This is a genomic window from Algicola sagamiensis DSM 14643, from assembly GCF_000374485.1.
In the GTDB taxonomy this organism is placed as follows: Bacteria; Pseudomonadota; Gammaproteobacteria; order Enterobacterales; family Alteromonadaceae; genus Algicola; species Algicola sagamiensis.
Window position 1 is genome coordinate 31,011 of record NZ_KB894500.1, and the last position, 13,691, is coordinate 44,701.

14 protein-coding genes are annotated in these 13,691 nt (G+C 42.6%); 4 read left to right on the forward strand and 10 right to left on the reverse strand.

Annotation, left to right across the window (positions count from 1 at the left end; genetic code table 11):
* Nucleotides 1-45: 45 nt before the first annotated feature.
* Nucleotides 46-660 carry a tRNA-uridine aminocarboxypropyltransferase gene (locus C505_RS0114175; protein WP_026317980.1) on the reverse strand — a complete coding sequence of 205 codons (615 nt, stop codon included), beginning with the start codon at nt 658-660 and terminating at the stop codon, nt 46-48.
* Nucleotides 661-840: 180 nt separating this feature from the next.
* Between C505_RS0114175 and C505_RS0114180 the strand changes: the two genes are divergently transcribed.
* A complete protein-coding gene (locus C505_RS0114180; RefSeq protein WP_018693288.1) occupies nt 841-1,626 on the forward strand; it encodes a substrate-binding periplasmic protein in 786 nt (261 codons plus the stop codon).
* Between the two features lie 37 nt (nt 1,627-1,663).
* Here the strand turns inward: C505_RS0114180 and C505_RS0114185 are convergent, their stop codons facing one another.
* The 5 genes from C505_RS0114185 to C505_RS0114205 form a co-directional block, all read right to left on the reverse strand.
* Complete coding sequence (locus tag C505_RS0114185) at nt 1,664-3,781, reverse strand: prolyl oligopeptidase family serine peptidase (RefSeq protein WP_018693289.1); 2,118 nt, start codon at nt 3,779-3,781, stop codon at nt 1,664-1,666.
* Between the two features lie 218 nt (nt 3,782-3,999).
* Nucleotides 4,000-4,524: a flavodoxin FldA gene (fldA, locus tag C505_RS0114190; RefSeq protein WP_018693290.1), complete on the reverse strand. Its 525-nt coding sequence runs from the start codon at nt 4,522-4,524 to the stop codon at nt 4,000-4,002.
* Between the two features lie 19 nt (nt 4,525-4,543).
* Complete coding sequence (ybfE, locus tag C505_RS0114195; RefSeq protein WP_018693291.1) at nt 4,544-4,834, reverse strand: LexA regulated protein; 291 nt, start codon at nt 4,832-4,834, stop codon at nt 4,544-4,546.
* Nucleotides 4,834-5,055 carry a DUF2788 domain-containing protein gene (locus C505_RS0114200; protein WP_018693292.1) on the reverse strand — a complete coding sequence of 74 codons (222 nt, stop codon included), beginning with the start codon at nt 5,053-5,055 and terminating at the stop codon, nt 4,834-4,836. Before C505_RS0114200 ends, ybfE begins: the two co-directional genes overlap by 1 nt.
* Nucleotides 5,056-5,185: 130 nt before the next feature.
* Nucleotides 5,186-5,998, reverse strand: coding sequence for an alpha/beta fold hydrolase (locus tag C505_RS0114205; protein ID WP_018693293.1), 813 nt, complete (start codon nt 5,996-5,998; stop codon nt 5,186-5,188).
* A 193-nt stretch (nt 5,999-6,191) separates the two neighbouring features.
* Between C505_RS0114205 and seqA the strand changes: the two genes are divergently transcribed.
* Genes seqA through astE form a run of 3 tightly spaced genes read left to right on the forward strand, consistent with a single transcriptional unit; the run spans nt 6,192 to nt 9,403 of the window.
* Nucleotides 6,192-6,710, forward strand: a complete 519-nt coding sequence (gene seqA / locus C505_RS0114210) for a replication initiation negative regulator SeqA (protein ID WP_026317982.1) — start codon at nt 6,192-6,194, stop codon at nt 6,708-6,710.
* A gap of 10 nt (nt 6,711-6,720) precedes the next feature.
* Nucleotides 6,721-8,361 (forward strand): phosphoglucomutase (alpha-D-glucose-1,6-bisphosphate-dependent), encoded by a 1,641-nt coding sequence (gene pgm / locus C505_RS0114215; protein ID WP_018693295.1) that lies wholly within the window; start codon nt 6,721-6,723, stop codon nt 8,359-8,361.
* A 4-nt stretch (nt 8,362-8,365) separates the two neighbouring features.
* Nucleotides 8,366-9,403, forward strand: coding sequence for a succinylglutamate desuccinylase (gene astE / locus C505_RS0114220; RefSeq protein WP_018693296.1), 1,038 nt, complete (start codon nt 8,366-8,368; stop codon nt 9,401-9,403).
* A gap of 51 nt (nt 9,404-9,454) precedes the next feature.
* Here astE and C505_RS0114225 read toward each other — a convergent pair whose 3' ends face one another.
* From C505_RS0114225 to C505_RS0114240, 4 genes are all read right to left on the reverse strand, one after another.
* Nucleotides 9,455-10,186, reverse strand: coding sequence for a substrate-binding periplasmic protein (locus tag C505_RS0114225; RefSeq protein ID WP_018693297.1), 732 nt, complete (start codon nt 10,184-10,186; stop codon nt 9,455-9,457).
* Between the two features lie 209 nt (nt 10,187-10,395).
* Nucleotides 10,396-11,403, reverse strand: a complete 1,008-nt coding sequence (locus C505_RS0114230) for an isocitrate dehydrogenase (protein ID WP_018693298.1) — start codon at nt 11,401-11,403, stop codon at nt 10,396-10,398.
* Between the two features lie 162 nt (nt 11,404-11,565).
* On the reverse strand, nt 11,566-13,251 hold the full coding sequence (locus C505_RS0114235; RefSeq protein ID WP_018693299.1) for a hypothetical protein: 1,686 nt from the start codon (nt 13,249-13,251) through the stop codon (nt 11,566-11,568).
* On the reverse strand, nt 13,248-13,679 hold the full coding sequence (locus C505_RS0114240; protein ID WP_018693300.1) for a DUF3192 domain-containing protein: 432 nt from the start codon (nt 13,677-13,679) through the stop codon (nt 13,248-13,250). Before C505_RS0114240 ends, C505_RS0114235 begins: the two co-directional genes overlap by 4 nt.
* Between the last annotated feature and the right edge of the window lie 12 nt (nt 13,680-13,691).

Consider the following 13,691-nt stretch of genomic DNA (forward strand, 5'->3'; position numbering starts at 1 on the left):
GTAATACTCGTCAAAAGCAACTTCATCGTAATGAGCCGGATATCATTACGATGAATACCTCTTTTTCACTTCTTCTGGCATAAAGGCCATTTGTGTTTCAATCATGGCATCCAAAATTTTCATAAATGGCAGTGGCGAGATTTTTTCCAATTGTTGCAGAGAGTAAGCAACAGCTTCGATTGTAGAGAGGGAGTCTTCCCTGTGTGCCTTTCGGATTTGATAGCGCGTCTTTGGCGCCTTTGAAAATGAAATCTGCTTGAGTGAAGATAACCAAGGGTTAGACTGCATTAGGCGGTAAGTTTTCTTCCAAGTACCATCTAAAAAAATGAGGCACTTAGGTGCGGGCATGGTCGATGGTGAAAATGTTTCAACCGAAATGGCTGCTTCCCCCGGATAAATTAGATAAGTATATTCTGGTTGAATGGACGCAATAACCGCTGCGAAATCCGCAGGCGTTTCCCCAACAATAACTTGTGCAGATGTGAGGGTTAAATTGACCAGCTTTGCCGTATTTTTGGCAACATTTGCTTCCGATGGATGCTGGAGTATAAACACCTTGATGTTTGATTCAATCTGACAAATATGTTTACAGATGCAGACTCGTAATGGGAAGTCGCAGTGAACACATCTAGTGCGGAGTGAATTTTGTTTTTGATTCATACGAAATGGATAGATAACTCAATTCAACAAACAGACATGAAACCATATAAGGAGATAAACAAAAACTGCTGGTGGAGTCAATGTTATCAAGTGATTTCTCTAAGCAGTATTTTCTCATTTATCTTCTATTCTTTGAAAATATAGACGGTCATTTTGATGAGATGATGGACTGAGGGAAAGATGTTTAGAATAAAACTGTTGCTAGTCATTTTATGTGTTTTACCTTTGGCTGTATTAAATGCGGAAGAAAAGCTCGTTTTTTCAACAAGTGAATACCCACCATATATTTCACATAGTATGAAACACAATGGTTTTTTAACACGTATGATTCAGGAGTCATTCCGGCTTGCCCCAGATCCTGTTGAAATTGAAGTGAAATTTATGCCTTGGAAACAGGCATATTCTGAAGCAAAAAAGGGAAATTATGCAGGTACTTTTACATGGGCTCTTAATAAAAAACATCAGGCTCATTTTCACTTCAGTGATGCTGTCGGAGATGATGTCCCGACATTTCTTACCTATGATGGGAAGGTTCCTCATACATGGAAACGATTATCTGATTTACAAAAATATCGCATCGGGGCAACAAGTGGTTATACCTATACAAAAGATTTTTGGAATGCCAAAAAACGTAAATGGCTAAAGATTGAAGAAGATGAATCAGATAAAAACAACATGAAAAAGCTTGTGGCAGGAAAAATCGATCTCTTGCCGATTGATCCGCATGTGGCTCACCATTTGATCCACTGTTATTACAACAAAAAAAGGTTACGATTTTCTTGGTTAACACCACCTTTAAATACCGTCAGTGTTCATGTCTTATTTTCAAAGAAAGTTGCCGGGTCACAAAACCACGTCCGAAACTTTAATGCGGGCCTTGAAAAGCTGAGTAAGTCAGGTGGGCTCCAAAAGATCTATGAGCAAGTTAAAGCAGGGGAGTATCTCACCCATTGTGATGAGGGATGAAAGAGGGAGAATACTCCCTCGATCATGAATCAATGGCTTAAAGGTTGACCTTCATTCCAAAGTTTTTCGCCAGAAATGCCCAAATATCAGCGGCACTGTTGATTCGTTTTGAAGTTGGTGTGCCTGCACCATGTCCAGCGCTGGACTCGATTCGAATTAAGACGGGATCTTGACCACCATGTGCTTTTTGCAGTGCTGCAATGTACTTAAAGCTATGACTTGGGACAACGCGATCATCTGTATCAGCAGTCATCACAAGTGTTGCTGGGTAATCCACACCAGGTCGGACATTATGATATGGTGAATAACGATAAAGGTTCGCAAAATCTGTTGGGTTATCCGATGAACCGAAGTCGTCAACCCAGAAGCGACCTGCGGTAAACTTTTGGAATCGAAGCATATCCATGACACCAACATGAGGGATTGCTGCACCGAACAGGTCTGGACGTTGTGTTGTTACAGCGCCAACAAGAAGTCCACCGTTTGAACCACCTTCAACAGCCAGCTTTTTCGATGACGTATATTTTTCCTCGATAAGGTATTTCGCAGCAGAGATAAAGTCGTCGAAGACATTTTGCTTTTTCAGTTTTGTGCCAGCTTTATGCCATGCTTCCCCGTATTCACCACCGCCACGGATATTCGCAACTGCATAAACACCACCCATATCAATCCATGCGATACGGCTTGGACTAAAAGAAGGGAGGATTGAAATATTAAAGCCACCATATCCGTATAGGAGTGTTGGTGTATTTCCTGTCAGTTTTAGCCCTTTCTTGTGCATGATGAACATCGGAACACGTGTGCCATCTTTCGATTTATAGAAAACTTGTTTGACTGTAATTTGATCAGGGTTAAACGCTAGCTTTGGTTCAAAGTGAATGTTTGAGTTCCCTGATGCTGCGTCATAGCGATAAACACTTGATGGGCGATTAAAGCTCGTATAGCTGTAGAAAAAATCATTGGAATCTTTTAATGGGGAAATTGAACTGATTGTACCGATTCCTGGTAGGTTGATGTCTTTGATTTTTGTTCCATCTAATTTGAATAATGTCAGCTTAGATTTGGCGTCTTCCAAGGCACTGGTGACAAAGAAGTCTTGTAATTTCTCGACTTGTCTCAATACAGTTGCTTGTTCAGGAATGAGTGTTTTCCAGTATTTTTTCTCTGGTTTTTTCAAATCAATGAGGAGTACTTTCCCCTTTGGTGCGTTTTCGGTTGTTTTGACATAAAGAAAGCTATCTTTGCTGTCAAAAACGCTGTATTCATAATCAAACCCGGAAACGATCTTGTTTGGTTTTGAAGATGGATCCGCAAGATTTAAAACAACAACTTCTTCACGGCTGTCAGTGCCTAATCGAGAGGTGATCACAATGTGCTTTTTATCATCTGCAATTGAAGTATCATAGGAAGCATTTGGCTGTTTGGGATCAAAATAGATAACCTGATCCTGCGCTTGTTTTTGACCTAGACGATGCCGATAGACCTTCATGTCTTGGTTGAGACTTTGGAATTCTTGGCCTTTTTGCGTGCGTGGATAGCGAGCATAGATCAGATCGTCGTTAAACCATTTTACACTGGTAAATTTTAACCATTGAAGTTCATCTTCTAGATCTTTACCTGTTGCAACATCTCTGATTTTCCAGGTACGCCAATCTGATCCAGACTCTTGTATGGCATAGGCAATATACTTTCCATCAGGGTGAACAGAAATACCACCGAGTGCAGCGGTCCCTTCTTTTGACCAAGAATTTGGGTCAATCAAGACGCGAGGTTTACCATCAATACTGTCTTGAACATAGAGGACATACTGATTCTGCAATCCATCATTTTTGTAAAAAAAGAATTTATCGCCTTTTTGGAAAATCACGCTTCTTTTTTCATAGTTCCATAACTTTTTGAGGTGATCAGCTATTTGGCCTTTTGCAGGGATCTGCTCAAGATATTGGCGTGTGACTTTATTTTGGGCATTGACCCATGCAGCAACATCTTTTGATACACGGACATCGTCTTCCAGCCAGCGGTATGGATCGGAAACATAGGTTCCATGATAGTTGTCTACTTGCTGTATCGTTTTGGTTTCGGGGTATTTGAGTTGCGCTGCAAGTGCTGAGTGGCTTACCAATGCCAGCAGCCCCGCAATGATTATTCTATTCATGATTTTCCCAGAAATAAGCTTATTGAGTATATTTTTGTGGGCTTTCGTTCACACGAGACCCTGTGATAGTCACTGATGGAGAAATAACTTAATACAAAAAGGGGGGAATTCGCAAGCTAGGGGACAAAAATGAGAGGTAGAATGTTAGAAAATAAGTTTAATCAAAAAACCGCGAGTTCAATCGCGGCTTTTATCAAATGCCTTTGGCATCGCGTTCATTATTCTAGCTCAGAAAGACACATTTCTTCGTAAACCTGCTGAGACCACTTTTTAATCCGCTCATCCGTAAGTTCTGGTTGCCGATCTTCGTCGATTCCTAATCCGACGAAGTGATCGTCATCTGCAAGACCTTTTGAAGCAACAAAGTCATAGCCTTCAGTTGGCCAATGACCAATGATCAAACCACCTTTACTTTCAACGATATCACGGACCATTCCCATTGCATCAAGGAAGTATTCTGCATAGTCTTCCTGATCACCACACCCGAAGATAGCAACGAGCTTTCCGTTAAAATCGATTTCCTCAAGTTCTGGGAAGAAATCATCCCAGTCAGATTGCGCTTCACCGTAATACCAAGTTGGGATCCCGAATAGGAGCAGATCGAACTCTGCAATGTCTTCTTTACAGCTTTTTGCGATGTCATGAACACCGACGAGCTTCTTGCCTAATTCTTTTTGGATCTGCTTTGCAACATGTTCTGTATTACCAGTGTCGCTACCAAAGAAAATACCTACACTTGCCATGATTCATTTTAACCTTGTCTTAGGATTTAGTTACATCCGATGCCAAAAACATTTGCTGCAGTACATTTTCGATCAGTTGACTGCGCTTCATGTTTTGCTGCTCTGCTGCTTCGTTGAGTGCATCATAAAGCTCTCCAGAGACTTTAAATTCAATTCGCTTTAAACCGCGCGCTTTATCTCGGCGAAGTTGATTGCGTTTATTGACTTTGAGCTGTATTTCTCGAGGGAGCGGGTTGGTCTTTGGCCGACCCGGACGCTTGATATGCTCGAATAAATCAATGGTCGTTCTATCAGTAGTCGCTTTTGCCATTAACCAGTCCCCATGGACGACCAGACTAATTGGATCACCCCTTTTGCAAGGAAACCTGCACAGCCTAGAAATAGCACAAGCCACACCATCCATCGACCAAACTTAGGGACATCTGCCTGGTCGAGAACATCTTTGATCGCGAGTCCAATCAAGGCAAATAACCCAGCAAAAGCAAGGTTCATAAAAAAGGATTCGAGTTGTTCAATTGTTTCGACTTGCATTTTCTACAGCTCAGAACTTATGAATCGCGAACTATACCACAAAAAATTCAATTTATTTAGCACTGGGACCACCAATTCTCTGAATTTACAGATGCTTTTTACGTCACTCAGGTTAATCAATAAACAATTGCTATTTTGAGGCTATGAAATTACATACAATGCGATTAAATATTGCAGGTTTTTCCGCATGTAGCCAGTGACCAGCGCCGGAAATAATTTTCGCTTGGCTATTTGGAAAGCGTTTTATTGTTTCTTCGCGGTGTTGTGGAAGAATATAATCAGAGTCAGCACCTTTAATGAATAACACTTCGCCGTGAAAGGACTTGCCTTCTTCAAGTGGCCCAATAATCAGCGAGTAGTTTTCCTTAATCGCAGATAAGTGAAATTGCCAACCAAAAACATCCCCAGATTTCTCGAGACTTTTTAAGAGGAACTGCCGTACGCCAGGCTCATCAATATATGTGGATAAGATGTCATCCGCTTCCTTTCGCGATGAAGGCGGTTGTATTTGAATCGCCTCTAGACCTTGGATGATAGCATCATGTCGGCTGTGGTATCCAACAGGGGCCATATCTGCAATAGCCAGTTTTGTCACTCGGTTAGGGTGATCTAAGGCCAGTTGCATGGCTATTTTTCCGCCCATTGAATGGCCAACCACAGCGAATGTTGAAAGCCCCAGGTGATCTGCAAGCACAATAATATCGCTGGCCATTTCAGCATAAGACATACTTTGTGTTTGAAAAGACTTTCCATGATTGCGAACATCGACAGAAATGACGTAATGCTCTTCTTCAAGTGCCCGTGCAATCCCATTTAAATTATCTAACGTACCAAAAAGACCATGGATGACAAATATAGCTTGATGGGTTGTTTCTTTCTGATGGATATCTTCTTGAAGCGTATTGAAACCACGCGTTTTGTAGTTCAATAAGGCGGGTTGCATGTTGTCTATTTCCTTTGTCAGCGTTCGGCCAGTCTAAATCAGGCGCGTATTCTCCACTATAGCAGCTGCAAAATGCAAGTCGTGAAACGAATCGAATTGTTGCATTGAATGCAGATCACAAGAAAGATCATCTGGCCCTCAGGCGAGAGTATTTGTATAATCCATGGGCTTATTAAAGACGAGAGAGCAGCAAATGAAAACAATCGAAGTTGATGAGGAGCTTTATCAGCATATCGCAGGCAAAACTGAGAAGATCGGAGAGAGTGCTTCTGAGATTTTGCGACGCCTTCTCGGTTTAACCCCGCATCGCTTGCCACAAACACAGATACAGAAAGGCACCGAAGCAACACCTAAGGTATCAATCAATCAAGATGAGCTTTGCGTCTTTGATGTATTAAATGTTGAGGAACTCAATCTGCAAAAGGGTGTCGTCGGCCGTTTTCTGTTTATTTTAGGAGCACTGGCAAAAGTACATCGCGAGAAATTTGATTGTGTTCTTGATATCAAAGGCCGCAATCGTTTGTATTTCGCTGCAAACGAAGCCACTTTGTTGGAATCTGGCTCAAGTACAAACCCAAAGCAAATCCCAGATTCAAAATACTGGGTGATCACGAATTCGAATACAACAAAGAAAAAAAGTATGTTGACGGATGTTGCCATTGCTCTTGGCTATACCCCTGCTGAGGTCGAGAAAATCCGCGAAATGCTGTAAGGAGTAACCCTTGTCTCCACTTTCAGGGCAAAAGCCGCCGGTGACGAGCTTGGAAAATATCCCAAAGCTCGTCAGCCAGTTTTATATGCAACAACCTGATCTCAATCAGGACCTTTCAAAAAAAGTCAGTTTTGGCACTTCTGGTCATCGAGGAAGTTCAACGAAATGCACATTTAACGAAGCGCATATTCGAGCCATCACGCTGGCAATCGTTGAATACCGTCAAGCAAACTCGATTCAAGGCCCACTTTATCTGGGTAAAGATACGCATGCTTTATCTGAACCCGCGTTTATGGTTGCGCTGGAGGTACTGGTCGCCCATGATGTTCAGGTGATTATACAGGAAGGGTTTGGGTATACACCGACACCTGTAATTTCTCACTGTATTTTAAACGATGAAAGTTGCAACGCTGATGGGATCATTATCACGCCTTCCCATAATCCACCTGCGGACGGTGGGATCAAATACAACACACCCAATGGCGGCCCAGCAGACCAAACTGTAACGCAGTGGGTAGAAGATCGTGCAAATGAGATATTGCTGGGAGATTGGCAACAAACCCCAAGAGTTCCTTATGAAAAAGCGCTTGTTTCTTCGAATGTCCAGCAGCTTGATTTAGAGCAAATATACGTCGACCACTTGGAACGTGTCATTGATATTCAAGCTATTCAACAAGGGAAGGTAAAAATTGCAGTCGATCCAATGGGTGGGGCAGGCATCGGTGTCTGGCAAAAAATCAAACAAACCTATGGCCTTGATCTCACGATTGTGAATGAAGAAGTTGATCCAAGATTCGCTTTTGTGCCGCTTGATAAAGATGGCGTCATTCGCATGGATTGTTCTTCCCCTTTCGTCATGTCTGATTTGTTGAAGCAAAAAGGTGACTTTCATATCGCTATCGGCAATGACCCAGATGTGGACCGTCATGGGATTGTGACCCAAAGCTGCGGATTAATGAATCCAAACCACTATCTTGCTGTTGCGATTGACTATTTGCTTAAAAATCGCCCAAATTGGGCTGAGACCTTGCAAATTGGTAAGACGATTGTGTCAAGTGGGCTGATTGAGCGCGTTGTCGTTGCGAATCAGCGAGACCTCTTCGAAGTCCCGGTTGGCTTTAAATGGTTTGTAGAGAAAATGGCAGCAGGTCAGTTGGCTTTTGGTGGCGAAGAAAGTGCAGGTGCTTCATTTTTACAAAAAGACGGCAAAGCATGGTCGACAGATAAAGATGGCATCATCCTAGGTTTGCTTGCAGCAGAAATTTATGTCGTGACTCAAAAAGATCCTGGTGAATATTATCAAGCGCTGGTAAAGACATTAGGCGAGCCTCACTATCAGCGGATTGATGCACCTGTGCAACCAGCACAGAAAGCGCGGCTCAAATCAATCCAAGCAAAAGAGATATCCGAGAAGATGCTTGCTGGGGAGCCGATTCTAGGCATTCATACACAAGCGCCAGGGAATGATGAATCGATCGGCGGTTTGAAAGTTGTGACGAAACAGGGGTGGTTTGCGGCAAGACCTTCTGGGACGGAAGATATCTATAAGATTTACTTGGAAAGCTTTGTGAGTGCTGAGCACCTTCAAGAGCTAACGGTTGCTGCGCAGCAGTTTGTAGACCGTCTGTTTCAGACGACTGAAGTAAGGTAATACCATGATTGAACAACAGCTCCGAGAGACTGGAGATTTTCTCACGATCACACGTGCGCACGAATGGCACTTGGACCCATTTTCTTTTCATACGAAAGACAGGTGTCAGGTCTCAATTTGGGATACAGGCGTGATTTGTATTGAGCCTGAGGAAGACCTGAAGAAAGATATTGTTCTATCATGCGCGGTCCATGGAAATGAAACCGCACCGATTGAAATTGTCTCTGAGCTTGTTCAAAAAGCAATTTTGGGTGAGATAAAACTCAAACAACGGGTGCTATTTATTTTCGGTAACCCTGCCTCGATCAATATTGGACAGCGTTTTGTCGAAGAAAATATGAACCGACTTTTTAGTGGTCAACACTCAGAAGGACCTGGTTTGAACAACTCAGAGCGGGAACGTGCGAAAAAATTAGAAGGCTATGTTGCGCGATTTTTTGAGTCGGTGCCAAAAGGGCGCTATCGTTGTCATTACGACTTACATACAGCGATCCGTGGCTCGAAGAACGAAAAGTTTGCGGTCTACCCATTCCTTCATGGTAAGCCATGGAAGAAAAGCCAATTTGAATTCATGGGTGCATGTGGGGTGAATACAATCTTATTGATGAAAGCTCCAGCAACAACTTTTAGCTATTTCTCATCCAACAGTTTTGGCGCGGACTCTTTTACTGTAGAACTTGGTAAAGTCCGTCCATTTGGTGAAAACGACATGTCGCGCTTTGTCCAAGTGAAGCAAACACTGACTCAGCTCATTGGTGAGTCATCGATTCAGGCGAAACCATTCGATGCACAAGATTTTGAGATCTTCGAAGTCTATCGAACGATTAACAAAGAGACCGAAGATTTCCGCTTAAATTTTGCGGATGATGTGGATAACTTCACGGGCTACTCAAAAGGCTTTGTACTCGCAGAAGACGGGGATATTCAACATATAGCTGAGGTAGATGGTGAAGCGATCATCTTCCCCAATGCCAATGTTGCTATTGGACAGCGTGCATTGTTGACTGTGATCCCGACCCAAGTTTCGGAGCACCTTGAGTAAATCGGTGAGCTTTGCCTCGATAAATTGATGAAGGCCAGTGCAGTGTTGGCCTTATTGTTGACTGTAAGATTGGATCACCGATTGCTCTGCTTTTTGAATGATGGCCTTCATCTCTCCACTTGCGAACATCTTTTGAATTTCCTCATCGATGCTTGATGCGAGCTGCTTATGTTTTGGGTTGAGATAGTGATAAAGCTTTAAAACAACAAGCGGATTTTTCGGATAAATGATTTGATGGTTTTCGAGTCGGCTGAGTCGAAGTTTACCATCCAGTGTATTGGTCAATGCAATATCTGCTAGGCCCTGAGTGATCAGTAAAAACATTTCTTCTGTATTATTCACATCAGAAACATTTTTCATGCCCTCAGTGATATTATTTGTATGTTTCACACCTCTGACTTTGACAAGGCTGTAATTGAGAAGGTCTTGCCTTGACTGGATCTGGATCCCTCTGTTTTTAAGAAAAAAAGGCATCGTTTCTAGAGAATAGTATGCAGTTGGAACCCGGACCATATTCGGGTTTTCTTCACCATATGACCATATCCGCATGATCTCACCATCTTTACGTCCAGAGACAGCATCAAGTTGCGCTCTTTTCCCTGGTAGCGGGGAAATAGTGATATTGATATTGAGTTTGGCGTACACTTTTGGAAGTACGATTTTGCCTACTTGTTGCTCGACGAGTTTTTCTATGGAAGCAAAATGGTAATGTCTTTGGGCCGCAAAACAAGCCGTGCTAGAAAAGACACATATGCAGAAAATTAAACCAATAATGGATTTCATTCAATTTGAGTCTATTGTTGATGACTATGTAAAGTTTAGTACGGATCAGCTTCGACTTATTGTTGCTAGAATTTTCTGGCATGTACACAGTGTGATGCAAAACAATTTTTATACGTCGTCTTCTCTGTGTCGCATTTCGATATGTTTTCGGAGGATAAAAAAGGGAGCAACAGCTCCCATATCAGAATCATTATTAAGATAAATCAGTCTTACAGACGTTCAATCACAGCTTGTGTGAAGTCTGTTGTGCCGCTTGTGCCACCTAAATCTTGTGTGGTGCGGTCGCCAGATTCGATCACGTCGCGTAGTGCACTACGGATGCGCTCTGCTTTGTCATTCATCTCTAGATATTCAAGCATCTGAATTGATGCAAGGATGACAGAAGATGGGTTCGCGAGGTTTTTACCAGCGATGTCTGGAGCAGAACCGTGGACGGCTTCGAAAATTGCACAGTCTTTACCGATATTTGCGCCTGGCGCCATGCCAAGACCACCGACAAGACCTGCACACAAGTCAGAAACGATGTCGCCAAATAGGTTCGTTGTGACGATGACGTCGAACTCAGCTGGGTTCATCACAAGTTTCATACACGTTGCATCTACGATCATTTCGTGAGATTCGATATCCGCGTAGCGCTCACCAACTTCACGTGCAGTTTTCAAAAATAGGCCTGAGGTAGACTTCAAGATGTTCGCTTTGTGAACCGCAGTCACACGTTTACGGCCTTCACGACGTGCTAGCTCATAAGCGAACTCAACGATACGCTCAGCGCCTTCACGCGTGATCTTGGATAGTGCTTCTGCTTCGCTACCATCTTCTGCCACCGTTTGGCCCAGGCCAGAATACATCCCCTGTGTATTTTCACGGATAGTGATGATATCAACGTCTTCGTAACGAGATTTCGTGCCTTTGAATGAAATGACCGGACGAACGTTTGCGTATAGGTTAAACTTTTTGCGAAGTGTCACATTGATTGAAGTGAATCCTTCACCAACAGGTGTTGTTAATGGGCCCTTCAATGTGATCTTGTTACGCGCAATTGCGTCTAGTGTTTCTTGTGGCAGTAGCTCACCGCTGTTTTCTAGTGCAGTTAAGCCCGCATCTACATATTCGTAGTTAAAGTCACAACCGACCTTATTCAGGATTTCGATTGCAGATTCAATAATACTCGGACCAATGCCATCGCCCTTGATGACTGTAATTGTTTGTGCCGCCATGAAATTACCCTTAAATGACTATTTTTACTATCCAGAGTAGTAGAAGCTGGAAAATATGGCGGGCGATTATGTCATTTTTTCGCCCAATTATCTATCTATTGTGCAGGAACTTTCATTCTTAAGAATTGTTTTTGAACGATATTTGTTCTTAATGCGCTTTATTTATCCGATCGGTAACCAAAGTTGCCCTGAATTTAAAAGTTGATCTGAAATCTGTTGCACCGTTTCTGGGTTGATTTTTAGGGGGCGTAATGAAGAATTGAGAGCTTTTTGGTATTCTTTGGTGTCTTTTTCTGATGTGAGCATTGGAATGGCGATCAACAATGCTGCCATCAGGATTTGGTTGGCCTGTTGCTGGGAGTTTGGAATTTTATCATCCGTTGGCCAGAAGTTTGAACGAAGGGCCACTCGTAAAGTCCCGGGTAACTTCAACGCTTTTTGGCCTTCCTGATAAGCGGATTGGGTTAAATCGCTATGCAGATCAAACAGCGCTTTGAAGAAATTCTGAATTGGCTTGGATTGAAGGGGTGCTGCGCTACTTTCCGATACCATTGATTTACTTTGTGCCATCAAAACGGGCGCAATGAATGCAGTCATGAGATAGCTAAACCGGGTAGGTAGGTGTTTTGTCTTTACTTGTCGGGAGAGTTGTTCAGCAATGTGGCCCAATAACCAAATTGCATGGCGCTGTTTTTCTGTGGTTGCAGCACAACATAAGACTCGTGTCTTTTGGTGATTGGCTAAAATGGATTGTGCATTCATGATCCCTAAAAATCGGATGGCATGGAATGCAGTCACAATGGGAAGTTTCTCTTTACTTCGCTGGGTTGCATTATCTGTAAGTGCATGGCGATAGGATGGGTTTTCTTTTAAAAATGGATAAAGCGCTTCTTCCGTGATATTCATCATATCCTGCTGGAATTCTTGTTTATCAAGTGGTGATGTAACTTCGGGGATCAATTTAAGTTTTCGGGGGTTCTCGTTTTGAATGTTTTGGCAAGCCTTATGGATATATTCAACACTGAGAGAATGCAGATTCTTTGTCGATAACTGGAAGACTTGGTGCTCAGAAAATGTATCCAGCCTGACGGATTTGGTTTTTTTTAAGCCAAATTTGCCTTGTTGGCTCATTGCGACAGCCAGGGATAAAGGGTGATCCTGAAAGAGTAAAACGGTGTCTTTGGGTTTTTTGAGTGGACTGCCGATTTGTAGTTCTTGTAGCAGCGCGATGATATGAGATAAAGCTTCATGAAAAACCGGATTGAGAATTTTTGCAGAGAGCTTTCGACATGCTTCATAGAGTGTCAATTTGGGATGCTTTTGATGGAAATTGATCAAGTGGTAAGTAGCTGAAAGAATCTGGACATGACAAACGCAACCCATCCAATAGCCGGGGTAATAGGGCTTACTTTTGATGAGTCCGAGAAGCTGTTTTTTATCTTCCCATGTAATGGTCTTGTTTTTTTTAATGGTGGTTACCAAGGCCAGTTTAATATGCTTCCAATCTGGCTTTGCCCAGTCTTGTTCTCTGTGAGACATCAAAAACAACATTAAGCAATGCAGGTGTGTTGTTTTTGCTTGTGGCGTTAACTCACTACGATGAATGAGAATACAAGCGAGAAGAAAAGTTCTCAGGATCAAATTTTTGTGTGGTTTTAACTCAGCAATCGGAAAGTGAAGAAGAAACGCAGCAGTGTAGGGTTCTTCTTCGCAAAACTGCCGTGTTCGTTGAATGGCGCTATTCAGCTCTTCATGAATATCTTCAGCAGCAATTAAAACACTGGGACATCTTTGGCTGATCTGAGACCAAAACTGTATCAGTGCTTTTAACGCGGCGTTTTCATTCATAAGATCTCGTTATATTGTTCGTAGGCAATTGGGCCGACGGAGACCAAGTTATCATCTTTAAATAGTAGGGCAGTACACTCCTCTCGGGTAGTAAATCCATCTGACTCTTTGAGCTGCGTTCGATAAAAAAAGACTTGCCAGATATGGCCATTCACCTTTTTTGCTTCAGTGATATCTGGTCCACCGAGCTTTGAGAGCACCTGCTGTCGATAAGTGTTGTTGCTATCGATAAGGGATTGAATGAATTTCTGGTTGTAGACTTCCCGAACCTGCCACTCCATTTGATCCGGGTTGTCTTGATAGAATGTTTTGACAAGAAATGTCATGAGTAAATACATTACAGAGCCCAGCAGAAAAACTTTCAATAAAGTCATGATGGATCGACGATCCTGTTTCTGTCTTACATCTGTATCTACCCATTCATTCATGTATTCACCCAT

Coding starts and splice junctions, on each gene's coding strand:
- C505_RS0114240 (WP_018693300.1), bottom strand. CDS start 13,679: ATGAATGAATGGGTAGATACAGATGTAAGACAGAAACAGGATCGTCGA.
- fldA (WP_018693290.1), bottom strand. CDS start 4,524: ATGGCAAGTGTAGGTATTTTCTTTGGTAGCGACACTGGTAATACAGAA.
- astE (WP_018693296.1), top strand. CDS start 8,366: ATGATTGAACAACAGCTCCGAGAGACTGGAGATTTTCTCACGATCACA.
- ybfE (WP_018693291.1), bottom strand. CDS start 4,834: ATGGCAAAAGCGACTACTGATAGAACGACCATTGATTTATTCGAGCAT.
- C505_RS0114185 (WP_018693289.1), bottom strand. CDS start 3,781: ATGAATAGAATAATCATTGCGGGGCTGCTGGCATTGGTAAGCCACTCA.
- C505_RS0114235 (WP_018693299.1), bottom strand. CDS start 13,251: ATGAATGAAAACGCCGCGTTAAAAGCACTGATACAGTTTTGGTCTCAG.
- C505_RS0114175 (WP_026317980.1), bottom strand. CDS start 660: ATGAATCAAAAACAAAATTCACTCCGCACTAGATGTGTTCACTGCGAC.
- C505_RS0114200 (WP_018693292.1), bottom strand. CDS start 5,055: ATGCAAGTCGAAACAATTGAACAACTCGAATCCTTTTTTATGAACCTT.
- seqA (WP_026317982.1), top strand. CDS start 6,192: ATGAAAACAATCGAAGTTGATGAGGAGCTTTATCAGCATATCGCAGGC.
- C505_RS0114230 (WP_018693298.1), bottom strand. CDS start 11,403: ATGGCGGCACAAACAATTACAGTCATCAAGGGCGATGGCATTGGTCCG.
- C505_RS0114205 (WP_018693293.1), bottom strand. CDS start 5,998: ATGCAACCCGCCTTATTGAACTACAAAACGCGTGGTTTCAATACGCTT.
- C505_RS0114180 (WP_018693288.1), top strand. CDS start 841: ATGTTTAGAATAAAACTGTTGCTAGTCATTTTATGTGTTTTACCTTTG.
- C505_RS0114225 (WP_018693297.1), bottom strand. CDS start 10,186: ATGAAATCCATTATTGGTTTAATTTTCTGCATATGTGTCTTTTCTAGC.